The sequence below is a fragment of the Streptomyces sp. WAC00040 genome, from assembly GCF_056835925.1.
Genome location: NZ_JAKQZE010000001.1, coordinates 2,965,716 through 2,991,015, shown reverse-complemented (window position 1 = coordinate 2,991,015; position 25,300 = coordinate 2,965,716). Strand labels below are relative to the sequence as shown.

General features: G+C 72.4%; 15 protein-coding genes. 4 read left to right on the top strand and 11 right to left on the bottom strand.

What is annotated here, in order from left to right:
* Nucleotides 1–5: 5 nt before the first annotated feature.
* The 4 genes from MDN94_RS14020 to MDN94_RS14005 all read right to left on the bottom strand — a co-directional run bounded on the left by MDN94_RS14020 (nucleotide 6) and on the right by MDN94_RS14005 (nucleotide 9,338).
* Nucleotides 6–3,791, bottom strand: a complete 3,786-nt coding sequence (locus tag MDN94_RS14020; RefSeq protein WP_482726153.1) for a UvrD-helicase domain-containing protein — start codon at nucleotides 3,789–3,791, stop codon at nucleotides 6–8.
* Nucleotides 3,792–4,054: 263 nt separating this feature from the next.
* A complete protein-coding gene (locus MDN94_RS14015) occupies nucleotides 4,055–5,170 on the bottom strand; it encodes a hypothetical protein (RefSeq protein ID WP_482726152.1) in 1,116 nt (371 codons plus the stop codon).
* Nucleotides 5,171–5,274: 104 nt separating this feature from the next.
* A complete protein-coding gene (locus MDN94_RS14010) occupies nucleotides 5,275–8,820 on the bottom strand; it encodes an ATP-dependent helicase (protein WP_482726151.1) in 3,546 nt (1,181 codons plus the stop codon).
* A 158-nt stretch (nucleotides 8,821–8,978) separates the two neighbouring features.
* Nucleotides 8,979–9,338 carry an MGMT family protein gene (locus MDN94_RS14005; RefSeq protein WP_482726150.1) on the bottom strand — a complete coding sequence of 120 codons (360 nt, stop codon included), beginning with the start codon at nucleotides 9,336–9,338 and terminating at the stop codon, nucleotides 8,979–8,981.
* A gap of 320 nt (nucleotides 9,339–9,658) precedes the next feature.
* On the opposite strand from MDN94_RS14005, the gene MDN94_RS14000 reads away from it, so the two are divergent.
* The 3 genes from MDN94_RS14000 to MDN94_RS13990 all read left to right on the top strand — a co-directional run bounded on the left by MDN94_RS14000 (nucleotide 9,659) and on the right by MDN94_RS13990 (nucleotide 15,673).
* Nucleotides 9,659–12,343 carry a lysylphosphatidylglycerol synthase transmembrane domain-containing protein gene (locus tag MDN94_RS14000; protein WP_482726149.1) on the top strand — a complete coding sequence of 895 codons (2,685 nt, stop codon included), beginning with the start codon at nucleotides 9,659–9,661 and terminating at the stop codon, nucleotides 12,341–12,343.
* Between the two features lie 130 nt (nucleotides 12,344–12,473).
* Nucleotides 12,474–14,030 carry an alpha/beta hydrolase gene (locus MDN94_RS13995; protein ID WP_482726148.1) on the top strand — a complete coding sequence of 519 codons (1,557 nt, stop codon included), beginning with the start codon at nucleotides 12,474–12,476 and terminating at the stop codon, nucleotides 14,028–14,030.
* A 62-nt stretch (nucleotides 14,031–14,092) separates the two neighbouring features.
* Nucleotides 14,093–15,673 carry an alpha/beta hydrolase gene (locus MDN94_RS13990; protein WP_482726147.1) on the top strand — a complete coding sequence of 527 codons (1,581 nt, stop codon included), beginning with the start codon at nucleotides 14,093–14,095 and terminating at the stop codon, nucleotides 15,671–15,673.
* A 366-nt stretch (nucleotides 15,674–16,039) separates the two neighbouring features.
* Here the strand turns inward: MDN94_RS13990 and moeZ are convergent, their stop codons facing one another.
* The 7 genes from moeZ to MDN94_RS13955 form a co-directional block, all read right to left on the bottom strand.
* Complete coding sequence (gene moeZ, locus MDN94_RS13985; RefSeq protein ID WP_482726146.1) at nucleotides 16,040–17,218, bottom strand: adenylyltransferase/sulfurtransferase MoeZ; 1,179 nt, start codon at nucleotides 17,216–17,218, stop codon at nucleotides 16,040–16,042.
* Between the two features lie 63 nt (nucleotides 17,219–17,281).
* Complete coding sequence (locus tag MDN94_RS13980; RefSeq protein ID WP_482726145.1) at nucleotides 17,282–18,043, bottom strand: spherulation-specific family 4 protein; 762 nt, start codon at nucleotides 18,041–18,043, stop codon at nucleotides 17,282–17,284.
* Entirely contained in the window at nucleotides 18,031–18,990 is a 960-nt protein-coding gene (locus tag MDN94_RS13975) for an NAD-dependent epimerase/dehydratase family protein (protein WP_159687600.1), read from the bottom strand. The genes MDN94_RS13980 and MDN94_RS13975 overlap by 13 nt, the downstream gene beginning before the upstream one ends.
* 156 nt (nucleotides 18,991–19,146) lie before the next feature.
* Nucleotides 19,147–20,508: a hypothetical protein gene (locus MDN94_RS13970; RefSeq protein WP_482726144.1), complete on the bottom strand. Its 1,362-nt coding sequence runs from the start codon at nucleotides 20,506–20,508 to the stop codon at nucleotides 19,147–19,149.
* Nucleotides 20,505–22,175, bottom strand: coding sequence for a DUF3492 domain-containing protein (locus MDN94_RS13965; protein ID WP_482726143.1), 1,671 nt, complete (start codon nucleotides 22,173–22,175; stop codon nucleotides 20,505–20,507). Before MDN94_RS13965 ends, MDN94_RS13970 begins: the two co-directional genes overlap by 4 nt.
* A gap of 223 nt (nucleotides 22,176–22,398) precedes the next feature.
* The gene (locus MDN94_RS13960) at nucleotides 22,399–23,748 is read right to left on the bottom strand and encodes a DUF3152 domain-containing protein (RefSeq protein WP_482726142.1); all 1,350 of its coding nucleotides are present in this window, start codon (nucleotides 23,746–23,748) and stop codon (nucleotides 22,399–22,401) included.
* Between the two features lie 8 nt (nucleotides 23,749–23,756).
* On the bottom strand, nucleotides 23,757–24,722 hold the full coding sequence (locus MDN94_RS13955) for an alpha/beta fold hydrolase (RefSeq protein WP_482726141.1): 966 nt from the start codon (nucleotides 24,720–24,722) through the stop codon (nucleotides 23,757–23,759).
* A gap of 168 nt (nucleotides 24,723–24,890) precedes the next feature.
* Here MDN94_RS13955 and MDN94_RS13950 point away from each other — a divergent pair, with 168 nt between their 5' ends.
* Nucleotides 24,891–25,115: a hypothetical protein gene (locus tag MDN94_RS13950; protein ID WP_453467233.1), complete on the top strand. Its 225-nt coding sequence runs from the start codon at nucleotides 24,891–24,893 to the stop codon at nucleotides 25,113–25,115.
* The last annotated feature ends 185 nt before the right edge of the window (nucleotides 25,116–25,300 follow it).

Sequence of the window (25,300 nt, the reverse complement as noted above, 5' to 3'; positions counted from 1 at the left end):
TGAGCCTAACGGGCACCGGCACCGGATTCGTCGGCCGTCCCGCCCAGCAGGATGCGCTCCAGTCCGGCGCGGTCGGGGAGGCCGTCGGGATGCACGATCTCGCCGGTGCGTACGAACACGAAGGTGGCGGTCACCGCCTCGAGCGGTATGCCGTGCTGTTCGGCCCACGCGAGGCGGTAGACGGCGAGCTGGAGGGGGTCCGCGACGCCGCTGCGCGCGGTCTTCCAGTCGACGATCTCGTACGTGCCCTCACCGGTCCGGTACACGGCATCGATCCGGCCCCGCACGACCCGGCCGGCCAGCGTGAACTGGAACGGCGCCTCGACGCGGTACGGGGTGCGGCGGGCGTACGGCGTGCGCTCGAAGGCCTCCTTGAGCGCGGCGAGGTCCTGCTCGTCCGCGATGTCGTGCTCGTCGGCGCCGCCCGGCAGCTCGTCCGGGCCGAGCATGGGAAGGGCGAGCTCCTCGAAGCGCGACTCCACCCAGGCATGGAACCGGGTGCCCCTGCGGGCCGCGGGCTGCGGCGGACGGGGCATGGGGCGGGCGAGCTCTTGGGCGAAGCCGTCGGGGTCGGCGGCGAGGCGCAGCAGCTGGGAGGCGGAGAGGGAGGCCGGCAAGAGCACCTCGCGGACGGTCGCGCGGGTACGGCGCAGTTCGCCGGTGAGCGCGTCGAGGTCGCGGTCCCATGACGCGACGGTGCGGGCCTCCTCGGGAGTGAGTGCCTCCGGCCTCCCGTTCCCTCCCGAGGTCCGGTGCGGGCCTTCGGCGCTCCGGTCGGCAGCGGGGTACGCGGCGGCTTCAGCGTCTCCCGGGGCGGCGACTGCGCGCTCGGAGTGCGGGGACGGCTGATGCGGAACGGTCGGCACCGGCGGCGGGGGCGCGAACGGGTCGTCCTGCGGGGGCTCGGTCGGCCAGTCCCATTCCTCCGGGTCGGCAAAGGGAGCCGGCACGGGACCGCGCTCGGCGGACGGCACCGTCACGGGTGCCGGCCCGGACCCTGAACCGGGCCCGAATTCGAGGTCGGCCTCGAACTCGGGCGCAGAGCCGAACTCGGCCTCGAACCCCCGCTCAGGCTCGGGCCCTGAGGCGAACTCGGCCTCGAACCCCGGCTCAGGCTCGGGCCCTGAGCCGAACTCGGAGTCGTACGCGGGCCCGGAGCCGGAGTCGAACTCCGGCTCCCGCCAGGACTCGGGCCCGATGTCCGGATCCGGCTCGGATCCGCGCACGTGGTCGGCTCCGGCCGACGCACCCGACGCGGCCCCGCCCGGTACTGCCGTCAGCGCCTCGAGGTGTGCCATGACCGTGTCCGCCGCTGCCCGGCGGCGAGACAGGGAGACGGGGTCCAGAGGCAGCGGCCAGGCGTGGTCCGCGGTGGCCGTGCCGAGCACCGGATTCTCCGCGTCCTCCTCGGGCTCGTCGGCCCAGACCTCGATCTCGCCGTGGCCCTGCTCGCAGTGGTCGTACAGGGCCATCAGGAACGCGGACGGGCCGCGCCGCCGCTTCTGGCTGGGCCCCCACCAGTGCGCGGAGCCGAGGAGGAGCGAGCGGGGGCGGGTGAAGGTCACGTAGCCCAGGCGCAGTTCCTCCGTGTGCTGGTGGTCCTTCATCGCCTCCTTGAAGGCCTTCAGCCCCCCGGCGTCCCACGACTCGACGGCCGGCAGTGTGTCCGCGTCGCCGCGCAGGGCGTGCGGAAGGACCTTGGACTGGGACGTCCATGCCTCTCTGGCCTGGTCGTTCGGGAAGTGCTTGGCGACGAGCCCCGGTACGGCGACGACGTCCCACTCGAGGCCCTTGGACTTGTGCGCGGTGAGCACCTTGACCGTGTTCTCACCGCCCGGAAGGGCGTTGTCGAGCCCCTTCTCGTATTGCGCCGCGGTACGCAGGAAGCCGAGGAACGCCAGCAGTGTCGCCTCCCCGTCCAGCGCGGCGAAGCCGGCGGCGACGTCGAGGAAGTTGGCGAGGGTCTCCCGTCGGCGGGCGGCCAGCGCGTGCGGCGAGGCGGACAGCTCGACCTCGAGGCCGGTGGTGGAGAGCACCCGGTGCAGGACGTCCATCAGCGGGTCGGCCAGCGAGCGGCGCAGATCACGCAGTTCGGCGGCGAGGCGGGCGAAGCGGACTCGTGCCTCCGCGGAGAAGGGAAGTCCGTCGTCCTCGCCCACGGCCGACTCCAGGAACGTGTCGAGCGCGTCGGCGAGCGAGATGATCTCCGCCGGGTCGGTGCCCTCCACCGCCGCGGCGAGCCGCCGCTCCGGATCGTCGTCCGCGGAGGCATGGTGGACGAGCAGCCGCGCCCGGCGGCCGAGCAGCGCCAGGTCGCGCGGCCCGATCCGCCACCGGGGGCCGGTGAGGATGCGAACGAGTGAGGCGTTGGCGCCGGGGTCCTGGAGCACCTCGCACGTCGCCACCAGGTCGGCGACCTCCGGCAGGTGCAGCAGCCCGGAGAGGCCGACGACCTCCACCGGGACGTCGCGGGCGACCAGGGCGCCCTGGATCTCGGGGAAGTCGCCCGCGGTACGGCACAGCACCGCGATCTCGCCCGGCTCCTTGCCGGTGCGGACGAGGTGGGCGATGGAGTCGGCGAGCCACTCGATCTCCTCCGCGTGCGTCGGCAGCAGCGCGCAGCGCACGATGCCGTCCCGCTCCGCACCGGGTGCGGGCCGCAGTGCCTCGACCCCCTCGTGCATGGCGCGCAGCGGCGTCGCGAGGCCGTTGGCGAGGTGCAGCAGACGCCCGCCGCTGCGGCGGTTCTCGCTGAGCGAATAGCGGTCGGCGGGACGGCCGTCGGAGTGGGGGAAGTGGACGGGGAAGTCGTCGAGGTTGGCGACGGACGCCCCGCGCCAGCCGTAGATCGCCTGACATGGGTCGCCGACCGCGGTGACGGCGTGGCCCGTGCCCTGCCCGAACAGTCCGGACAGCAGCAGCCGCTGGGCCACAGACGTGTCCTGGTACTCGTCGAGCAGGACGACCCTGAACTCGTCGCGAAGGAGGGTGCCCACCTCGGGGCGGGTGAGTGCGAGCTCGGCGGAGAGCGCGATCTGGTCGCCGAAGTCGAGCAGGTCCCGCTGCCGCTTCGCAGCGCGGTAACGCAGGGTCAGGTCGAGCAGCTCGCGGCGCGCCTCTGCTGCCTCCGGGACCTTGCGGAGGTCCGCGTTGGTCAGCCGGGCGCCTTCGAGGGTGCGGAGCAGCTCCGTGTCGTACTCCTTCAGGCGCTCAGCGGGCACGAGGTGCTCGGCGAGCTCCGCGTCGAGCGCGAGCAGGTCGCTCACGAGGGAGGGGAAGGAGCGGGTGAGCGCGGGGTACGGTCCCGGGGCCTCGCGCAGCACACGAGCGGCGAGTTGGTAGCGGGTGGCGTCGGCGAGCAGCCGGGCGGTCGGCTCGAGTCCGATGCGCAGGCCGTGGTCCTTGAGGAGCTGGCCGGCGAAGGCGTGGTACGTGGAGATGCGCGGCTCGCCGACCGGCGTGTCGCCGCGGAAGACCGAGGAAGGGTCGCCCGGGTCGATGGCGTCGGGGTCGGTGACGCCGGCACGGACGAGGGCGGTGCGGACGCGCTCGGCGAGCTCGCCGGCGGCCTTGTTGGTGAAGGTGAGTCCGAGGACCTGGTCGGGTGCCACCTGGCCGGTGCCGACGAGCCAGACCACCCGGGCCGCCATGACCGTCGTCTTCCCCGAGCCGGCCCCGGCCACGATGACCTGCGGGGCGGGCGGCGCGGTGATGCAGGCCGTCTGCTCCGGGGTGAAGGGGATACCGAGGAGCTCTTTGAGCTCTTCGGGGTCGGTGATGCGTGCGGTCACCCCGTAGAGGCTAACGGGGACCACTGACAGCAGTGGTCCCCGTTCGTCCGCGGGACCTGACCCGAACCCGGCCCGGTCCCGGCCCCTTCCCGGTCCGTCTCCGGTCTGGGCCCGGCCCGGTCCGGCATGCCGGACCGGGGCGCCACGGCGGCCCGGCCCGCGAGGGCGCGCAGCAGTGGCTCAGAGGGAGCGGGGCGCCGTGCCACAGCCGGCAGCGCGCGAGCGCGGGGCCGTACCCCCGGGGCCGCCGCCTGTTCCGGTCTCTAGGACGCGCTTTCACCGTCCGCGGCCGTCCCCGCGCCGGAGCCGGCGTCCCCGCCGGACTCCGTGCCGGTCCCCTCGTCGCCGGCAAAGCCTTCGCCGGAACCCGGTCCGTCACCGATGTCCGTGCCGGCATCGGTGTCCTGGTCCGAACCGGAGCCCTCGGCGGAGCCGGTGCCCCCGTCCGCCTCCGGGTCCTCACCAGGTTCAGTGCCGACTCCGGCGCCGAAGTCCTCTTCCGTGTCCGACTCCCCGTCCGTGCCGCTCCCGTCGCCGGACTGCGTGGGGCCCGCCTCGAAGCCGAGGCCCGCGCCCCCGGTCAGGTTGTCCAGGTCGACCACTTCCCCGGCCGGCGGCACCTCGACCTCGACCGGCTCGTCGTAGCGGGAGAGAACGATGGTGCCGGTCTCGTTGCCACCGGCCTTGACGATCTTGAGGACATAGGGCTTGCCCTCCTTCGCGACATGGACCGTCGTCGTCCTGTCCTGCTCCTTCTTCACGAGGGTCACCGTCGGTACGCCCTCGACCTCGGAGTCCGGTCCCTTGGTCATCTGCTTCCGGGCCGCCTCGTCCACGTCCATCTGCGCGAACATCGCCTTGAGATCGCAGACGCGGTCCAGGTCCTTGACGGTCCCGGTGGGCATCTTGACCCACCGGCCCTGCATGAGTTCCCCGACGGCGTCGTTGCCCACTCCGGGCGACTCGGTGGAACGCTCGCGCAGTGCGGCGCTCCAGAACTGCTCGTCGCCCTTGAGGTACATCACCTCGGACACCTGGCGGATTTCCGCCCTGCCTCCCTTGACTCCGAGCAGGCCGCTGCATTTGTCGCCGGAGTCGAGGGCCAGGTCGATGGAGACCGGCTCGCCGTCCTTCTCGATCCGGCCCGCCATGGTCAGGGACTTGGCGGCACTGGTGGCCGCGACCGCCTTGTCGGCGATCTGCCCGGCGTCCAGGCCCTCCAGCGATTCGCCGTCACCGCTGGTCACGGCCGCAGGCCCTCTTCGCTCGCCGGAGGCCCCCTTGGCCTTGATGTCACCGTCCTGGGAACAGCCCGCCAGCACGATGACGGCACTCGCACAGACCGCCGCCGTCACCAGGGACTTCCGCTTGGCCGTCATGTTGTCTCTCCTCGCAGATCCGGATGGGCCCGCCACGACGGGTCGCGGTGGCCGGGAACTCCATTGGATCTGCGCAAATGTGACATTGCATGACAAAACACCGGTCATTCCACTATTTGGCGGCCCTCCGGCTGCGCGCTGCACGACGCGCGGAACGCGCAATGGGCGCAGTGCTGCCCGGTGGAGGGCGTGAAGCGCTCGTCGAGGACCCGGCCGGCCGCGGTGGCGAGCAGGTCCCCGACCCATTCGCCGGTGAGCGCCTCCTGCGCCTGGACCTTCGGCAGGGGGTCGCCGCCCTCCTTCTTCGCGGCCGGCTGCCGCAGCTGTACGAGCTCGGCGCCGCCCGGCTCGGGGCGGTTCCCGCCGAAGACCTCGTCGACCGCGCCCTCACGGACGGCCAGCTGGTACACGGCGAGCTGGGGATGGCGGGCGACCTCGTCCTTCGTGGGCGTCTGCTTGCCCGTCTTGAAGTCGACGACATAGGCGCGGCCCTGCTCGTCCTGCTCGACGCGGTCCATGGAGCCCCGGATGCGCACCTCGAACCCGCCCGCCTCCAGCGTGACGTCGAAGTCGTGCTCGGTGGCGGCGGGGCGGCGTCCGCCCCGGTCCATGACGTGCCAGCGCAGGAAACGCTCGAGCGCGGCGCGCGCGTGCCCCTTCTCCTGCTGCGACTTCCAGGGGGCGTCGAAGACGAGCGCGTCCCACACCGAGTCGAGACGTTCCATGAGGACGGTCAGGTCGGCGGGGGTGCGGCCGGAGGCGACCTCGTCGGCGAGCACGTGTACCACGTTGCCGAAGCCCTGGGCGGCGGTCGCGGGCGCGTCGGCCTTCACCTCCCGGCCCAAGAACCACTGGAGCGCGCAGCTGTTGGCCAGCTGGTCGAGTGCGCTGCCGGAGAGCGTGACAGGCTGGTCCCGGTCGCGCAGCGGCTTCGCGCTGTGGGTGGCGTCGTACAGCCCCCACCAGCGGTACGGGTGCGCGGAAGGCACCAGCGGCTGTCCCTCCTCGTCGGTCAGCGCCGCGAGCCGGGCCAGCCGGCGGGCGGCGGCCTCCCGCAAGCGGGGGGAGGCCGCCGGGTCGACGGTGGTGGCGCGCAGTTCGGCCACGAGGGGCGCGACGGCCAGTGGGCGGCGCGGACGGCCGGTCACATCACGCGGCTCCACGCCCAGTTCGGCCAGGAAGCGGGAGGGCTGGTCGCCGTCGTCGGCCGGGGCCTTGACCGCGGTGACGACGAGACGGCTCCGCGCGCGGGTGGCCGCCACGTAGAACAGCCTGCGCTCCTCCGCCAGCAGGGCGCCGGGGGTGAGCGGCTCGGCGAGGCCGTCCCGTCCGATGCGGTCGGCCTCCAGGAGGGAGCCACGGCGCCGGAGGTCGGGCCACAGGCCCTCCTGCACACCGGCGACCACGACGAGGCTCCACTCCAGGCCCTTGGAGCGGTGCGCCGTCATCAGCCGCACGGCCTCCGGGCGGGCCTCGCGCCTGGAGAGGGTGTCGGCGGCGATGTCCTGCGCTTCGAGCTCCTCGATGAAGTTGAGCGCGCCGCGGCCGCCTGTGCGTTCCTCCGCGCGCGCCGCCGTCTCGAAGAGCGCGCAGACGGCGTCGAGATCACGGTCTGCGTTCCGGCCGGCCGTGCCGCCGCGGAACGCCGCACGCTCCAGGCGCTGCGGCCACGGGGTGCCGTCCCACAGCAGCCACAGGGCCTCTTCCGCGGTGCCACCGCCCTCCAGGAGTTCGCGCGCCTTGCGCAGCAGGGCGCCCAGCCGCTGGGCGCCGCGGGCGTACGACGGATCGTGGGCGACAAGGCGCTCGGGCTCGGCGAGCGCGCGGGCGAGAAGCTGGTCGGACGGCGGCGGCAGGGCGTTGCCCCCGGCCCGCTCCTCGTCCCGCAGCGCCCGGCCGAGACGGCGCAGGTCCGCGGTGTCCATGCCGCCGAGCGGCGAGGTCAGGAGAGTGAGCGCGGTCTCGGTGTCGATCCAGACGGCGGGCCCGGGCCCGGACTCCCGCTCCACGCCCGCCTCCTCCGGAACCCCGGAGCCCTCGGCCGCGCCGCCACCGGCATCCCCCCGCTCGACCGCTTCCTCCGGCGCCCCGGAGCCCTCAGCCGCCCCGCCACCGGCATCCCCCCGCTCGACCGCTTCCTCCGGCGCCCCGGAGCCCTCAGCCGCCCCGCCACCGGCGCCGGGCTCCTCGCCCGCTCCCCCGGCAACAGGCACGGGCGCGGGTGCGGGCGGCGTGTCCGCCGGGCGGCCGGCGGCCGCCGTCGCGACCGTGCGCAGGGCGGTCAGCAGCGGCGCCACCGCCGGTTCATGGCGCAGGGCCACGTCGTCGCCGTCGATCTCGAGGGGTACGCCCGCCGATGTCAGGGCGCGCCGCATGGAGGGGATGGTGCGGCCGCCGGCCCGGACGAGCACCGCCATCTCGTGCCAGGGGACGCCGTCCTCGAGATGGGCGCGGCGCAGGATGTCCGCGATGTTGTCCAGCTCCGTGGAGGCCGTCGGATAGGTGTACGCCTCGACGCGGCCGCCCTCGTGGACCGCCGCCAGTTCGCGGTGGGCTCGGACCTTGCCGGCCGGCAGCCGTGTCAGCGGCATCCGGCGGGTCAGCAGCCGGGTCGCCGCCAGGAGGGTGGCTCCGCTGCGCCGGGACGTGGTCAGCACGGCGACGCCGGCGGGAGTGCCGTCGGCACGGGGGAAGGCGTCGGGGAAGTCGAGGATGCCGTTCACGTCCGCGCCGCGGAACGCGTAGATCGACTGGTCGGGGTCGCCGAAGGCGACGAGTGTCCGCCCGCCGCCCGCCAGGGCGCGCAGCAGCCGCACCTGGGCCGGGTCGGTGTCCTGGTACTCGTCCACGAAGACCGCGTCGTAGGCGGGCAGCGCCACCTCCTCGGCCAGCAGGACGGCCCGGTGCACCAGTTCCGCGTAGTCGAGCACGCCCTGGAGGTCGAGGACGTCCAGGTATTCGGCGAGGAACGAGGCGGCCGCTCCCCAGTCGGGCCGGCCGATGCGGGCGGCGAAGCGGGCGAGGGAGTCCGGGCCGAGGCCCAGCTCGCGGCTCCGGGCCAGCACGGCACGGACCTCGTCGGCGAAGCCGCGGGTGGTCAGGCACGCCCGCAGCTCGTCGGGCCAGCGGACGCCGGGCAGGCCGATCTGGCCGGCGAGGAGTTCCCGCACGGTGACGTCCTGCTCCGGACCCGACAGCAGGCGCAGCGGTTCGGCGAACAGGTCGGCGTCCTGATGTGAGCGGACGAGCGCGTAGCAGTAGGAGTGGAACGTCGTGGCCTGCGGTCCGCGGGCGCCGCCGAGCCGCAGCGCCATCCGGTCGCGCAGTTCCACCGCCGCTTTGCGGCTGAAGGTGAGGACAAGGATGCGAGAAGGGTCCGTGCCCGCCGCGATTCGGCCCGCGACGGCCTCGACGAGCGTGGTCGTCTTGCCGGTGCCCGGTCCGGCGAGTACGAGAAGCGGTCCGCTTCCATGGTCAACCACCGCGCGCTGGGCTGCGTCCAGGAGAGGGGGAGTCACGGGGCCCGGCGGGGTTCGCACCAGCCGGTACGCGCCCGGGGACCTTCCGCCCCGCCCGTGCGGGCGCGGGAGAACCCCCTGCCGTACCTGCTGCGGGTACGGCACATGCCCGGTGGTGGAGGAGGAGCTCACGTGGATCGCCGGTCCTGGTGGGTGTGCTGGTGGTGAGAGTGCGGTTCGAGCTGCGCGCTGAAGACGCTACGCCAGGCGCCCGGGTCCGGACGGCGGAGCCGTCCCCTACCCCGTACGGTCCTCGGAGTCCCCGCCCTGTCGCCGCTTGGCGGAAGCTGTCATATGTGAGCTTCGTCGCTGTGCGCCCCGGCGCCGTCCCATCGCGCGCGTTTCATGTCGAGGCGCGGCACATGCCCTTCCGCGGCGCGGGACGCTTCACGCAACGGGGTCCCCTCCTCGCGGTACCGCTCAAGGGCGCGCAGTTCGTGGCCCGCGAGCAGGACGCCGTCGGAGCGCACCACCCGCCACCACGGCACGGCGCCGCCGTACAGCGCCATGACGCGGCCGACCTGGCGGGGTCCGCCGTCGCCGAGCCACTCCGCGACGTCCCCGTAGGTCATGACCCGACCGGGCGGGATGCGCTCGGCGACCTCCAGAACCCGCTCGGCGTACTCAGGCAGCTCGTCCATCCGACCCATCCTGCCGCACGGCACCGACAACGCCGCGGCCATGACGCCCCCGGCGGGGACCGCTCCGGCCGAAAGCGGCGTGAAGGACGGCGGCGCGGCATGAAGACGCACGGCGTGAAGACGCACGGCCGGACCGGCCCTGGGCGAGAAGGCCGCGATGCGGAGAGGGAGAATCGGCACATGGGAGGCAAAGAGGGGTACCGTTCGCGCCTCGCGACCCCGCATTGCACCCTGATGCCCCCCTCTGTCGTCCGGTCGTGCCACCATCGTGCGGGCGGTGACTGGTGATACGAGATCAAGAAGAGACAGAGACGGCGAAGGAGCAGGGCGTGCGGCCGAAGGCAGCAGGCACCCCTGATTCCGAGCCGCACCCGGAGAAGGCTGTTCCCGGCAAGAAGACGCCGGCGGCCGGGGTACCGGAGGCCGAGGTGGCCCACGCGGACCAGGTCTCCGGGGACGAACCGCTGCTCGCCGCCCGTGTGCACCGCCCGTCGGACCTGATGCGGCTGCTGATCGGCATTCTGGTCATCGCGGTCGTACTTGCCGTCGCCGCCTTCGCGCAGGGCACCACGAGCGGCCTCGAACAGGACATCAACAAGGGCACCGGGCAGGCACCCGACCTGCTGGTCAAGATCGCCGGCCTGGTGTCGAGCATCGCCGTGCTGCTCGTGCCGGTGGCGTTCGCCATCGAGCGGCTGATCAAGCGGGACGGTCTGCGGATCGCGGACGGCGTGCTCGCCGCGGTCCTCGCCCACGGAGTCACCCTCGCCACCGACCTCTGGGTCGCCAAGAGCGCCCCCGGCTCGCTCCAGGACGCGCTGACCCAGCAGCAGACCGGCGGCGAGCTGACGGATCCGGTGCACGGATACCTGGCGCCGGTCATCGCCTACATGACGGCGGTGGGCATGGCCCGCAGGCCCCGCTGGCGCGTGGTCCTGTGGATGGTGCTGATGCTCGACGCCTTCGCGATGCTCGTCGCCGGCTACACCACCCCGTTCTCGGTGCTGCTGACCGTACTGCTGGGCTGGACCGTCGCGTACGGCACCCTCTACGCCGTCGGCTCACCGAACGTCCGCCCCACCGGCCAGAACCTGCTCGCCGGCCTGCGCCACGTCGGTTTCCGCCCGGTGACCGCCATGCGTGCGGAGGACGACGCCCCGGAGAGTGCGGACCAGGACCGCGGCCGTCGGTATCTGGTGTCGCTGGAGGACGGCCCGCCACTGGACGTCACCGTCGTCGACCGCGAACAGCAGGCGCAGGGCTTCTTCTACCGCGTGTGGCGCCGGCTGACACTGCGCTCGATCACGACCCGCCGTTCCATCCAGTCGCTGCGTCAGGCGCTGGAGCAGGAGGCCCTGCTCGCGTACGCGGCGATCGCCGCCGGCGCCAACGCCCCCAAGCTGATCGCCACGTCGGAACTCGGCCCCGACGCGGTGATGCTCGTGTACGAGCACTCCGGGGGGCGTTCCCTGGACTCCCTGGCGGACGTGGAGATCACGGACGACGTGGTGCGCGGCGCCTGGCGCCAGGTGAAGGCGCTCCAGTCGCGCCGCATCGCGCACCGCCGGCTCGCCGGCGACGCCATCCTGGTCGCCCCGGACGGCCAGGTGATCATCACGGATCTGCGCGGTGGAGAGATCGCCGCCGGCGACATGGTGCTCCGGATGGACATCGCCCAGCTGCTGACGACCCTGGGCCTGCGGGTGGGCGCCGAACGGGCCGTGGCCGCGGCGGTCGAGGTGCTCGGCCCCGACAAGGTCGCCGACTGCCTGCCGCTCCTCCAGCCGATCGCCCTGAGCCGCTCGACCAGGGCCACCCTGCGCCATCAGGCACGCGAGCGTGCCCAGCGCGAGCGGGATGCGGTGCTGGAGGCGTCGGAGGCGGCGAAGCGGGCCCGTACGGAGGAGCCCTCCGCCGACGACCGCAAGGCGGCCCGCAAGGTGGAGCGCGCGGAGAAGCAGGCGGACAAGCGCGCCATGGACGAGGCCATGGACGAGGTGCGCGAGGAGGACCTGCTCTCCCAGATCCGGCGGCAGGTCCTGCTGATCAGACCGCAGGCCCCCGTGGAGCCCGTCCGTCTGGAGCGGATCAGGCCCCGCACGCTCGTCAGCTTCATCGCCGGCGCGGTCGCCGCGTACTTCCTGCTGTCGCAGATCGCCGGCATCGACTTCGGCACCGTCTTCGCCAACGCCCACTGGGGCTGGGTGGCGGCGGCCCTGCTGTTCTCCGCACTCAGTTACTTCGCGGCGGCGATGAGCCTGCTGGGATTCGTCCCGGAGCGGGTCGGCTTCCTGCGGACGGTGCTGGCGCAGGTCGCCGGGTCGTTCGTCAAGATCGTCGCCCCCGCGGCGGTCGGCGGCGTGGCGCTGAACACCCGGTTCCTCCAGCGCTCCGGTGTCCGGCCGGGGCTCGCCGTGGCCAGTGTCGGCGCCTCACAGCTGTTCGGACTCGGCGCGCACATCATGCTGCTGCTGTCCTTCGGCTATCTGACCGGCACTGAGAAGACGGCGTCGCTCACCCCGTCCAGGACGGTGATCGCCGGGCTGCTGACGGTCGCCGTGCTGGTGCTGGTGGTGACGGCGATCCCGTTCCTGCGGAAGTTCGTAGTGACCCGGCTGCGGTCGCTGTTCGCGGGCGTGGTGCCGCGCATGCTGGACGTGCTGCAGAGGCCGGGGAAGCTGATCACCGGCATCGGCGGGATGCTGCTGCTGACGGGTGTGTTCGTGCTCTGTCTGGACGCGTCGGTCCGGGCGTTCGACGGCGGGCACCAGCCGGTGAGCTACGCCAGCATCGCCGTGGTGTTCCTCGCCGGGAACGCACTGGGATCGGCGGCGCCGACTCCCGGCGGTGTGGGTGCCGTCGAAGGCGCGCTGCTCGGCGGTCTGGTGCTGGTGGGCGTACCGGGAGACATCGCCGCGCCGGCGGTGCTGCTCTACCGGACGATGACGCTGTGGCTGCCGGTCCTGCCGGGCTGGTTCGCCTTCACGCACCTCACCCGACAGGGCTCCCTCTGACGGGCCGGGGGCTCGCCCGACAGGACGCCCCCGGCCCGCCGGAAGTCACCCGTCCGGCGCAGCGCGGCGGCCTCCACCCACATGGGCCTTCGCCCGTGCGGGGTACGCGGTGGCGGCGCACGATGGCGGCATGCCGATAACTTCCTCCGCCGCGCGCGCCGCGGCCGCCGCCACCGTGACAGCCGCACTGCTGGCCGCCGCCGGGTGCTCCGACGAGGGGAACGGCGGCGAGGACCGGCCGAAGGACCTCGCCTCCCAGCGGCTGGAATGGCGGCCCTGCCCCGCACCCTCGGAGGCGGAGGGCGGCGGTCCGGCGCCGTCGCCGCTGCCGGGCGGGACGAAGTGGGAGTGCTCCTTCATGGACGTCCCACTGGACTACGCGAAACCGGACGGAGAGACGATCGAGCTGGCCCTGATCCGGGCCCCGGCCCGTGACACCGCGAACCGCATCGGCTCGCTCGTCTTCAACTTCGGCGGACCGGGCGCCTCCGGGGTCCACACCCTGCCGTCGCTCGCCTCCGATTACGAGGGTCTCCGGGCCCGCTACGACCTGGTGAGCTTCGATCCGCGGGGAGTCGGCCGCAGCGTTCCCGTGGAGTGCCTCGACGACAGGGAGATGGACGAGTACGCGGCCGAAGACCCGACGCCCGACGACGCGGCCGAGGAGAAGACCTTCCTGGAAGGCATCGAGGACTTCACCAAGGCCTGCGAGGAGAACTCCGGTGACGAACTCCCGTACGTCGGCACCGTCAACGCCGCACGGGACCTGGACCTGATGCGCCAGGTCCTCGGCGACGACAAGCTCCACTACTTCGGCATCTCGTACGGCACCGAGCTGGGCGGCGTCTACGCCCACCTGTACCCGAAGAACATCGGCCGGGCCGTCTTCGACGCCGTCGTCGACCCGACGCTGGACACCGTCCAGAGCGCGCTCGGGCAAGTCAGAGGCTTCCAGCAGGCCCTCACCAACTTCGCGGAGGACTGCCTGGAGCGCGGTGACGCGTGCCGGCTCCCCGGCTCGTCCGTGCGGGAGATCGAAGACTGGATCATCAGTCTGCTGGACCGACTCGACAAGAAGCCGATCCGGGGGATCGGGGAGCGGATGCTCACCGAGGGGCAGGCGGCGAACGGCATCATCCAGACGCTCTACTCCAAGGAGTACTGGAAGCTCCTGGAGGAGGGCCTCGACGAGGCGGACGGCGGCAACGGGGCTCTGCTGATGGCGTTCTCCGACGCGCTGAACGGACGCTCCGAGAACGGCACCTACAGCAACATCCAGGCGGCGGGCACGGCCATCGGCTGTGTCGACACCAAGGCCCGCTACACCGTCGGCCAGGCCAAGGCCGTGGTGCCCGAGTTCCGCGAGGCCTCCCCGGTCTTCGGCGAGTACCTCGCCTGGGGACAGGCGAGCTGCAGCAAGTGGCCCGTACCGGGCACGTGGGACCACCCGGACGTCTCGGCGCCCGGCGCGCCGCCCATCGTGGTGGTCGGCAACACAGGCGACCCGGCGACCCCCTACGAGGGCACGAGGGCGATGGCTCAGGCGCTGGGCAAGGGCGTCGCGGTCCAGGTCACCTACGAGGGAGAGGGGCACGGTTCGTACAGCAGCAGCCCCTGCGTCAAGAAGGCCGTGAACGGCTACCTGCTGAACGGCCGGGTCCCCTCCGACGGCACGGTGTGCAGGTAGTGCCGGCGCGCGCCTTGCCTAGGATGCCGAATCTGTCTTCGACGACCGTTGGGATGTGTGGGATGAGACATCGGGTGCGAGCAGTGGCCCTGGCAACGGCGACGATCCTCGTGGCGGTCGGCGCGGCCGGATGCAGCGGGGACGGGACCGGCGACGCGCGCAACGGCGAATCCCCGTCCTCCGCCGGCTCCTCACCCGCGGCGAGCCCTGCCGGTGATCCTGCCCTGCCGGCCGGGCTGACCGGGCAGAAGCCCGACTGGAAGCGCTGCGAGGCCCCGACCAAGGCGCACGGCAGCTCCGCGCAGGCGCCCGGCGGCCAGTGGCAGTGCGCCACGGTCGAGGCCCCGCTGGACTACGGCGACCCGGCCGGGGAGACCATCGGCATCGCGCTGATCCGTTCCAAGGCCAAGGACCCCGAGAAGCGCATCGGCTCGCTGCTCTTCAACTTCGGCGGCCCCGGCGGCTCCGGCGTGGCGGCGCTGCCGCAGGCGGCCGAGGGCTACGGCAGCCTGCACAGCCGCTACGACCTGGTCGGCTTCGACCCGCGTGGTGTGGCGGAGAGCTCCGCGGTCGTGTGCCGTGGCGACAAGGAGACGGCGAGGTCGCTGGGCCTGGACGCCACTCCGGACACCGCGACGGAGGAGAAGACCTACATGACCGACGCGGCGGCCTTCGGCAAGGGCTGCGCCGAACGGTCCGGCCGGGTCGTCCCCCACGTCGGCACGGCGAACGCCGCACGCGACATGGACCTGATACGCCACGTCCTCGGCGACGACAAGCTCCACTATCTGGGCTTCTCCTACGGCACCGAGCTGGGTGGCGTCTACGCCCACCTGTACCCGAAGAACGTCGGGCGGCTGGTCCTCGACGCCGTGGTCGACCCGTCCGCCGACTACGCCGGGCACTCACGCAACCAGGCCCGCGGATTCCAGCGCGCGCTGGAGAACTACTTCAAGAGCCGGGGCATCAGCGCGGAAGAAGGCACCGGGCGCGTCGTGAAACTGCTGCGGCAGCTCGACCGCAAGCCGATACCCGCGGCCGACGGCCGACGGCTCACCGAGAGCCTCGCGCTGACCGGGATCATCCAGCCGCTGTACTCGCAGAGCAGCTGGAAGTACCTGACCCAGGCGCTGGACGCGGCGGAGAAGGGCGACGGCACGGGGCTGCTGCTGATGGCCGACTCGTACAACGACCGTGACGCGAGCGGTCGTTACGGCACCCAGAGCCATGCGCAGCGCGCCATTTCGTGCGCCGACGCCAAGGGCCGGGTGCTGCCCGCAGAGGTGCGTTCGCGTCACCTCGCCGAGTTCACCGACGTGTCCCCGGTCTTCGGCCCGTATCTGGCGTGGGACCTGGCCGGCTGGTGCGCCCAGTGGCCGGTGCCCGGCGAGTGGGAGACGCCGGAGGTCTCCGCCGAGGGTGCGGCGCCCATCCTGGTGATCGGTACGACGGGCGACCCGGCGACCCCGTACGAGGGTGCGCAGAAGATGGCCGACGAGCTCGGCAAGGGCGTCGGCGTACTGCTCACCAACAAGGGTGAAGGCCACGGCGCCTACGGAAGCGGGACGTGCGTGACGAAGACCGTGGACGCCTATCTGCTCGCTGGCAAGGTCCCGCAGACCGGCAGTACCTGCACCTCCTGAGGTGCCCCGGTGCCCGCAGCCGGCACGAGGAAGGCCCCGGACCGCTCGCCGCGGTCCGGGGCCTGTCTGTCGTCCGCGCAAGGCGCGGGCGCGCGCCGTACCTGCGGTGCGGCCGCCGGCGCGTCGCCGTCGGAGTACAGCAGTCCCGTCTTGGCTCCCAAAGCCCCTCCCCAGCGTTGCCGTCCATGGCGAGCGCACTATAGCCGCATGCGCCGACAAGGGGTTGGCTCAGTCAGCTGCCCGGCTGGGCCGTCCCTGGGCCGTGCGAGGCCGTCCAGTGCCGACCGACAACGACAGAAGCCCACGGCATCCGAGCTGTTCAGAGCCGTGGGCTTCCTCAGCCTCGCCGGTGAGCGAGACCCTTGATCAGTAGACCGGCTTCTCCGGCTCGATCTGGTTGACCCAGCCGATGACGCCGCCGCCGACGTGCACCGCGTCGGCGAAGCCCGCCGACTTCAGCACGGCGAGGACTTCCGCACTGCGGACACCCGTCTTGCAATGCAGGACGATCTTCTTGTCCTGGGGAAGGTCCTGGAGAGCGGTGCCCATCAGGAACTCGTTCTTCGGGATCAGCCGGGCACCCGGGATCGAGACGATCTCGTACTCGTTGACCTCGCGGACATCGATGATGTCGATGTTCTCGCCGTCCTCGATCCACTCCTTGAGCTGCTTGGGAGTGATCGTCGCGCCGGCCGCCGCCTCTTGGGCCTCCTCGGACACGACGCCGCAGAAGGCCTCGTAGTCGATGAGCTCGGTGACTGTGGGGTTCTCGCCGCAGACCGCGCAGTTCGGGTCCTTGCGGACCTTCACCTGGCGGTACTGCATCTCGAGGGCGTCATAGATCATGAGCCGGCCGACCAGCGGCTCACCGATGCCGGCGAGCAGCTTGATGGCCTCGTTCACCTGGATCGAGCCGATGGACGCGCAGAGCACGCCGAGCACGCCGCCCTCGGCGCAGCTCGGGACCATGCCCGGCGGCGGGGGCTCCGGGTAGAGGCAGCGGTAGCAGGGCCCGTGCTCGGACCAGAAGACGGAGGCCTGGCCGTCGAAGCGGTAGATCGAACCCCACACGTACGGCTTGTTCAGCAGCACACAGGCGTCGTTGACCAGGTAGCGCGTGGCGAAGTTGTCCGTGCCGTCGACGATCAGGTCGTACTGGCTGAAGATCTCCATCACGTTCTCGGCCTCGAGCCGCTCTTCGTGGAGGACGACGTTCACGTACGGGTTGATGCCCTTGACGCTGTCACGGGCGGATTCGGCCTTGGAACGGCCGATGTCGGCCTGGCTGTGGATGATCTGGCGTTGCAGGTTCGACTCGTCGACCTCGTCGAACTCCACGATGCCGAGCGTGCCGACACCGGCGGCCGCCAGGTACATCAGGGCCGGCGAGCCGAGTCCGCCCGCACCCACGGCGAGCACCTTGGCGTTCTTCAGCCGCTTCTGCCCGTCCATCCCGACATCCGGGATGATCAGGTGGCGGGAGTACCTGCGGACCTCGTCTACGGTGAGCTCGGCTGCGGGCTCGACCAGGGGTGGCAGCGACACGGGGGCTCCGTCGGTCGTTATGTCAGTACGGTTGTTCTCCTCGTAACACTGCCACGGCCCTCCTCATTCCGAGACACCACGTCCGATCTGCGAGACGATTTCGTCCCAGTAACCGGGCAGTGTCTCGAATGGCCCGATATGACCCTTTCCCTCCCATCGGCCGCCCCGGTCGGTGAAGAAGATCGTGCCCGCACCCTGCCACCGGGCGATGCGGGTGGCCTCCTCCAGGTGAGTACGGGGCACGCCGTGGACGAAGTGGACGAACCGTTCCGGCGGATACTCGGCCGTCCACTCCGCCACCTGTGACCAGCGGTACTCCGCCCAGGGCCCGGAGAAGGTGACCAGCTGGTCCGCGGCCTCCGCGTAGCCGGGGTACGGATGCGAACCGTGCCCCAGTACCAGGTGCCCGCCGTCCACCACGGCGTCCAGAGTGGCTGTGGTCCGGCGCACGTTCGCCAGATCGGCCCGCTCCGTGGGACAGCGGTCCAGCAGGAAGCCGTCGACCTTGTACCAGTCGAAGAAGTGCCGGGCGTCACGCACCACGTCGCCGAAGGCCCGCGACCCGTGGGACATGTCCAGGTGCCCCAGGACCCGCACGCCGGCATTGCGCAGCCGGCCGACGGCGTCCAGACAGTGAGGGTCGGGCCGGTCGCCCGGCCCTGCCGCGACGTTGAGGACGACCCAGTGCAGCGGTGTCCCCGGCCGGATCAGCTCGGCCCACTCGGTGGGAGCGAGCAAGGGGTGCGCGTAGCCGGGGACACCGAACCCCAGCCTTTCCGCTCCCGTGGCGGACAGCGGTGTGTCCGTAGTGGTCAGATGCGGCATGCCGCCTCCATCCAGATGTCGGCGAGGGACTCCTCGAGATTGATACGGGGACGCCAGCCGAGCCGGTCGCGGGCGGTGCGCACGTCCGCCTGCTGCCACGTTCCGCAACCGTCCGGATAAGGGGAGGGGGTCGCGGCGAGGTGCTCCACGATCGACTCGGAGCGCGGGCTGCCGATGACCGGGCGGCCGGGCGGCGCGTCCAGCTCGTGCAGGGCGCCCGCGTAACCGGCGACCCTGGCGAGGATCGAGGCGGCGTCCCTGAGCTTCACGGCACGGCCCGTGCCGATGTTGACGACGCCCTGCGCGGCCGAGAGCGAGGCGGCGTGCACCGCGCGCGCCACGTCACGCACGTCGACGAAGTCGCGCTGCACACCGAGTCCGCTGAGCTTGAGCTCCCCGTCGCCGGACTGCATGGCGCGCCGCATGGCTTCGGCGAGCCGACCGAGCGGGGAGCCGGCCGGTGTGCCGGGGCCGACGGGAGAGAAGACGCGCAGGACGACGGCATCCAGACCCGAGCCGAGCACCAGCTCGGTGGCGGCGAGCTTGCTCACCCCGTAGGGGCCGCCGGGGCGGGGGACGGCGTCCTCCGCGGTCGAAGAGCCCTGCTGCGAGGGGCCGTACTCGGACGCACAGCCGACCTGGACCAGCCGGGCGCCGCAGCCGCTGCGGCGCAGCGCCTCGCAGACGGTCGCGACAGCGACAGTGTTGTGCCTGGTCAGTTCGCGGGCGCCGCCGCGGGTGGCGCCCGCGCAGTTGATGACGACACCGGGGTGCACAGCGCCCAGGAAACGGGTCAGCGCTCCCGGGCTGCCGCCGGAGAGGTCGAAACGGACATCGGCGTCGTCGCCGCGGCCAAGGGCTGTGAGGTGCACGGCCGGGTCGGCGAGCAGCCGGTCGGCGACGAATCGGCCGAGGAATCCATTGGCACCGAGCAGGAGCACCCTCATCGCGCGGCTCCCCGGGGCCGACGGACCGGAGCTGGGTGTTTCGGTGTCATGTGGCTTTCTCCTTAGGGATGTTGCTGTCGGTGCCATGGCGGCCGGCTGCTCAGAGGCGTCGGCTCCGCGGAGTGCGGCGGATGCGACGGCGGCGTTCGGAGCAGGTCAGTGGGTGTGTGCCGAGGCCCGGGACAGTGCCGGTACGGCGTGGGCGAGCAGTCCGAGAGCGGCGACGCCACAGGCGAGAGCCGGTACGGCCGCGACGCCCCAGGCGGCGACGATCGCCTCCACGGGACGGGCCAGGGCTTCGAGACCGGGCAGGCGTCCCGCCAGCAGCAGGGCCGAGGCGGCCGCTTCGGCGGCGCACGCGGCGGCCAGGGCGTTCGCCGCGGGTCCCGCGAAGCCATGGACGATGAGCAGACGAGCGAGGAACAGCAGCGTGCCGAGCGCGGCCGTCGGGGCGAGTGCGGCGCCGGGGAGCACCAGCCCGGTCGCCGCGAGCAGCGCCATGAGCGTGCCCGCGTACAGGACGAGCGCCGCGAGGAGCAGCGGCCGCGCCCCGGCGGCGAACTCGTCGAGGCCCCGGCTCCGTTCGAGCCTGCGCCGGGCGAGCACGGAGAAGACGTGGGCGCACCAGGCGGCCGGGGCGACGGCCAGCGCGAGGCCCACGAGTGGCGCGGGGTCCATGGGCCAGGCGCCTTCGGGGCCGCCGGTGGTCACCTCGCGCAGGAGCCCCTGACCGTAGGCGGCGTGGGCGAGCAGGCACAGCGTCCACATCCGTACGGAGGCGATGCGACGGCCCTTCGCGCGCAGGGGCCCTCGGCGCAGGCACAGCGCGACCGTGACGACCACCGCGGCGGCGCCGGCCACGCCGACCACGGGCCGCAGCGCCCCTCCGGTGGCCGCGGCGCCGGCGACCGTGAGGGCGCACACGGCGCCCGGCAGCAGTGCCAGGAGGAGCCCGGGGGCGAGGAAGGCCCGGCCGGCGCGCGGATCGGCGGCGCGCGCCGGCTGGACCGGGGCGTCGGTGTGCTCCTTGCCTCGAGGCACACGCGCGTACATCTCCTCGGCGAGAGCGAAGACATCGCGGTGGCGGAAGCGTGCCGCGGTGCGGTCCGTGACTCCGTGCGCCTCGAGGCCCGCCGCGATCTCCAGCGGGTCGACGGCCTGCTCGCACAGTTCGCGGTGGCGGTGCATGAGCGCCTTGACCGGATCGGCAGGTCCCCGGCGTCCTTGCCGCGCACCGCTGTGGTCGCCGTCCGCGGCGACCGGGGCGGCGGCGGATGACCGCGACTGCCCCGGGCATACGGCGCCCGTCTCCTCATCGTCCGTCCGCGGCGCGCTGCCGGCCTCCGCTGACGGCTCTGCCGCCGCGGACGGCCGGTGGCCCGCGTCGGCGGCGGTCGCGGCGGCCAGTTCCTCGTGGAGCCGGGTGAGGTCCGCGAGGGCCAGGGCCGGGTCCGTGGCCCGCCCGGCGCCGGCCGGGTCCGCGTGCGCCGTGCTCCCGGTGACTCTGGGGGCCGTCATGGCTGTGTCTCCTTCGCCGTCTCCGGTGGGGCTCCGGCCGCGACGAGACGCGGCTCCTCGGCCCAACCGGGGGTGCGGGGGCGGGACGTCGCGCCGGTCCAGGGGGCCGAGACGTGACACTCGGCCGGGTGCGCGAAGGGCAGCGGCCCGCCGTCTGCGTCGACGACGTCCCGCTGGACCGGCGAATGCGACATCAGCTCCAGATAGATGCCGCGAAATGCCGTCAGATTCTGTTCAACAGTGAAGAGTTCGAGTGCGCGGGCGCGCGCCGCGGCGCCGAGTCGCTCCCGCCGTGCGCCGTCACGCAGTAGGGAGACGCAGGCGTCGGCGAGCGCCCGCGGATTGCGCGGGGGCACGACGAGCCCGGTGCCGCCGATGACCTCCACAACCGCGCCCACGTCCGTGGACACGGTGGCGCGACCACAGAACATCGCCTCCACGAGGCTGATCGGGAAGCCTTCGACGACGCTGGACAGGACGACCACTCCCCCTGCCGCGTAGGCGTCGACGAGCTCCGGCGCCTCGGGGCCCCCGATCTCCTCGAAGGAGACCGGGTTGTCGCCGACGGCATGGGCGCCGGCGGCCTCGTCGGGGAAGAGCTGGGCGGCGAGCGCCTTGCAGTGGGCGAGATAGGTGACCGCCTCCGGGCTCTGCGCGGGCGCGCCGAACAGCCGGAGCCTGGCGAGCGGTTCCGCCTTGCGGATCTCGGCGAAGGCGTGGAGCAGGGAGATGAGGTCCTTTGACGGCTCGATCCGTCCGACCCAGACGAGGGTGTGCGGATCGCCGGTGTCGGCGCTCTCGCCGACGGCCGCGAAACGATCCTCCTCCATGCCGGGATAGACCGTGCGCAGCTTCTCGCGGGCCGCGCCGCACCTCTCCTGCCAGCGCCGTGCGTGGGTGTTGCCGGGCGTGATGACGGACGCCTGCCGGTAGACCTCCGCGGCCAGCCGGCCGTGGAAGGAGGCGAGAAGGGCCCGGACCGGTGCGCTCAGCCCGGCGTCGGTGGCAGCAAGGTAGTGGGCGCGCAGCTGGACTCCGTACTCCGTGACCAGCAGCGGGACTCCGCAGAAGCGTTTGGCCAACAGGCCGGGCAGGGCTGCCGGTCCACCGGCAGCCGCGTGGCAGAGGTCCACCGCGCCGAGGCCGTCTTCGTCGTACCAACCGAGGATGAGGGGGCGCAGGGCTCGTTCGAGCCGGTCGGCGAAGGCCAGATGGTCCACCACCGTCGCCCCGTGGACGGTGCGGCGTGTGCCGGGCGCCCGGCAGGCCGACTCGAGGGCACGCACGGCCATCTCCGAGCGGAGGGCGGCGTACAGCCCGCCGTGCTCACGGGCGAGTTCCGCCAGTCCGTACAGCCCCTCGGCGAAACCGTCGCCGTCGGCGCACACAGCGGCGGCGAGGTCCTTGAAATGGCCGACGAAGCGCCGGCGTTCACGCCGCCCGTAGGTCCGACCGTCGTCCGCCGGCGCCCACAGGGCCGCCGTACGGACCCTGCGAACCTGCGGGGGGAGCTGGACGCAGCCCTGCTTCTCCTGCTGAGCGCTCCGGCTGAGGGCGTACAGGTCGAACTCGTGCTGCTCGAGCCCGCGCACCAGCCGGTCGCACCAGAGCCTGGACTCACCGGTCGCGTACGGGTAACCACCCTCCGTGATCAATCCGATCCGCACAGTCGCACCCCCGATCTCCCGTTGTGGGCGGCCGCCGTCGATTTCCGGCGACTCACAGCGGAACGACGTTAAGCGGACATGCCGGTGGCGCGACGGACGGTTGTCCGTCGCGCCACCGGAAGGGGTGAATGCACGTAACTTTCGCTGCCGGGGGGCGTTCCGTCGCGCTACGGCGCGACTCGCCTACAGAGGGTCAGGCTGCGGCCATTGCGCGGAAGGCGACTCAATCGCCGGGGTGCACCCATGGGTTGGCCCGGCACTTGATGCCGCCGACCTCCAGCGTCTTGGTCTGCTGCTGCATCACGGGCGCGAGAGCACCCTGGGTGGAGCAGTTCACGTGGTTGTAGCCGAGGCGGTGCCCGACCTCGTGATTGATGAGCATCTGGCGATACGCCAGCATCGCGTCGTCGCCGTAGGTCTCCGCGCCCTGCGCCCACCGGAACGCGTTGATCATCACGCGCTCGGTCGAGGCGGAGTCGCAGGAGACGTTGTCCACGGTCGTGTCGAGCCCCGACTTGGCGCACCAGACGGCGGTGGTCCCCGGGCTCGCCAGCGTGATGACGAACTCGGCCTCGCCCGACGAGATCCGCTCGAAGGTCATGGCCCCGCCGTGCGCCCAGCTGCGGTCGTCGTTCAGCGTCTCCTGGACGGCCCTGGCGAAGAGGCCGGCGTCCAGGCCGAGGCCCTTCTCGACATCGATGCGGTAGCTGACCTTGCGGCCCTTGCCGGGCGCCTTGTCGAAGCCGGGAACGGCCTCGAAGTCACCGGAGGCCTTGAGTTCCGGGTCGATCGGGAACTGCCGCGTCATCAGCTGCTGGTACGTGGGGGGCGCGGCCGGGGGTTTCGCGGCCTGGGGCGGGGTGGGCCTGCCCTCAGAGCGGTCGGGCCGCTGCTGCGCCTCCCGCTCCTCACCGGACGCCTGCGAGCCGATCTCGCCCGACCGGTCCATCGCGACCTGTCCGGCCACCACCACGGCGAGCACGGTGGTCACCGCGGCGGCCGCGATGCCCGTGAACGTACGGCCCTTGCCGCCCTTGGCGGGCGGTTCCCCGGCCGGCGCGGCGTCCGGGTCCGGAACGTCCTCGGCCTCGGTGTCCGCGGCGATCTCGGGCGGCCGCCCGTGCCCCGCTTCCCGGTCGGTGAACGAGTCGTAGGGGTAGTCGGGCGAGTACCGGTCAGGGCGCGGCGGGCGCGGGTCGGGGGCCCGGTCGAAGGCCTCGACGTACTCCCGGCGCGGGCCCGGTATCCGCGGCCCGGTGGTCATGGTGCGCGACTGGGGGGGCTGGACGCGCTGCGCGCCCTGCTCCGGCGGCGTTCCCTGCCAGTCCCCCCACGCGCCGCCGGGCTCCCGGTGCTCCGGGTGCTCTCCACGGGCGTGCGGCACCCCGTGGTCGGTGCCGTGACCGGGAGTGCTCCACCCGGGAGCGGGAGCGGGACCGGGCCCTGGCGCGAGCCTGCGGCGGCCGATGCCGGGTACGGCGGTCACGGCCTCCCGTTCACCGGAGTCCGGTCCACCGTCCGCGCCGGTGCGGGCTCCCTTCGGAAGAGGGCCCTTGCGGCTGTGTCGTCCCACGCCCCGGATCAGCTCCTACCGCAGTCGTCGAGCAGCTCCCGGAAGGCCTGGGCGACCGCTTCCGGGTACTCCATCATCGCAACGTGCCCGGCGTCCGGGAGCGTCAGCAGCCGGGAACCCCGGAACGCCGCTGCCGCCTTGCGCGCCATACGGTACGAGATCAGCAGGTCCTTGCGCCCGTAGACGAGGAGGGTCGGGGCGAGCACACGCTCCGCCTGACGCCACAGTCCCTGCTGTCCGCCGAGGGTGTAGGCGTCCACGATGCCACGCGCCGACCTGGTCATCGCGTCCCAGAAGTAAGGAAGGCTCATCCGCCGTTCCATCTCCTCGACGGCGTGGCGGAGGGCTTCGTCCGTCACCCGCGAGGGGTCTCCGTAACAGAGCGCCAGCACCCCGCGCGTGCGGCGCTCAGCGGTCCAGTCCTTGGTCATCCGCGCGAAGAGGCCGGTGATTCCCGGCACCGCGAGCAACGCGGTCGGCACGGCGGAGCGCTGCACACGGAGCTCGGGAAGGGCGGGCGAGACGAGGGTCAGCGTGCGCACCAGGTCGGGCCTGGCGGCCGCGACGCGGGTGCAGACGGCGCCGCCGAGGGAGTTGGCCAGCAGATGCACGGGGCCGCGGGCGCTCGCGTCGAGGAAACGGATCACCGCCCTGGCGTGACCGGTGACCGAGTAGTTGCCGTCGTCCGGCGGCGGGGAGTCCCCGAAGCCGGGCAGGTCGATCGCCTCACCGTCCACGACGTCCTCGAGCTGCGCCATCAGCGCCGACCAGTTCTGCGAGGACCCGCCCAGTCCGTGCACGTACAGCGCGGGCGGCAGTCCGGTGCGCGCCGGAGGGCGGGAGCGGACCGTCAGGGTGAGCCCAGGCAGGGACACGGAACGGAGCTTCTCGCCGTCGGCGACGCGCACCGTCGCGACCTTCGGGGCCATCGCGGCACTGAGGGCACGGGCTCCCGGCAGCTCGGTCGAAGACATGCGGCAATGTTACGAGACGATCACGCAGTGCTTGATGTGTTCGGTGTCACACATCACTTGCGTCCCGCCGGGCACCCGGACCTCGTCAACGAATCACCACGTAGCGACATGAATCAGTACCTCATAGGCTCGTATCAAAAGCGCGCTCTCCATTGAAAGCGGTGCCGCATGTCAGTCGATCCGACCGATCCCGAGACCTTCGAGGAAGACGACAACGAGAACAGTGCGACGCACGCCGCGGAGGTCCCCGAGGCCGATGCCGCCGAGCAGCACACCGACGTGCGCGCCGAGCGCGACGACCCGATGAATCACGTCGACCCGGCCGCCGCGAACGAGGCGGACGCCGTAGAACAGACCCGCGTGGTCAAACTCGATGAGGACGACTACCGGTGACCTGCCGCCCGTTGCCCCGGTATGTCCGGGGAAGGGGCGCGAACCGGCAGCTACCGAGACTGTCCGGTCCGTGAAATCCTGCGTCCGCACGACGCACAGCCGGGTTACCCAAAAGTACGATGGCGGGCGCGGCGCACAGCGCGCGCGGAGCCCCGCGCCTGGCCGGACAACTCTTGGTCGAAGAA

What these genes read in the sequence shown, in the direction of transcription:
- MDN94_RS13950 (WP_453467233.1), top strand. Translation starts at nt 24,891, where the DNA reads ATGTCAGTCGATCCGACCGATCCCGAGACCTTCGAGGAAGACGACAAC.
- MDN94_RS13990 (WP_482726147.1), top strand. Translation starts at nt 14,093, where the DNA reads ATGAGACATCGGGTGCGAGCAGTGGCCCTGGCAACGGCGACGATCCTC.
- MDN94_RS13975 (WP_159687600.1), bottom strand. Translation starts at nt 18,990, where the DNA reads ATGAGGGTGCTCCTGCTCGGTGCCAATGGATTCCTCGGCCGATTCGTC.
- MDN94_RS13970 (WP_482726144.1), bottom strand. Translation starts at nt 20,508, where the DNA reads ATGACGGCCCCCAGAGTCACCGGGAGCACGGCGCACGCGGACCCGGCC.
- MDN94_RS14015 (WP_482726152.1), bottom strand. Translation starts at nt 5,170, where the DNA reads ATGACGGCCAAGCGGAAGTCCCTGGTGACGGCGGCGGTCTGTGCGAGT.
- MDN94_RS13955 (WP_482726141.1), bottom strand. Translation starts at nt 24,722, where the DNA reads ATGTCTTCGACCGAGCTGCCGGGAGCCCGTGCCCTCAGTGCCGCGATG.
- MDN94_RS13995 (WP_482726148.1), top strand. Translation starts at nt 12,474, where the DNA reads ATGCCGATAACTTCCTCCGCCGCGCGCGCCGCGGCCGCCGCCACCGTG.
- MDN94_RS14005 (WP_482726150.1), bottom strand. Translation starts at nt 9,338, where the DNA reads ATGGGTCGGATGGACGAGCTGCCTGAGTACGCCGAGCGGGTTCTGGAG.
- MDN94_RS13980 (WP_482726145.1), bottom strand. Translation starts at nt 18,043, where the DNA reads ATGCCGCATCTGACCACTACGGACACACCGCTGTCCGCCACGGGAGCG.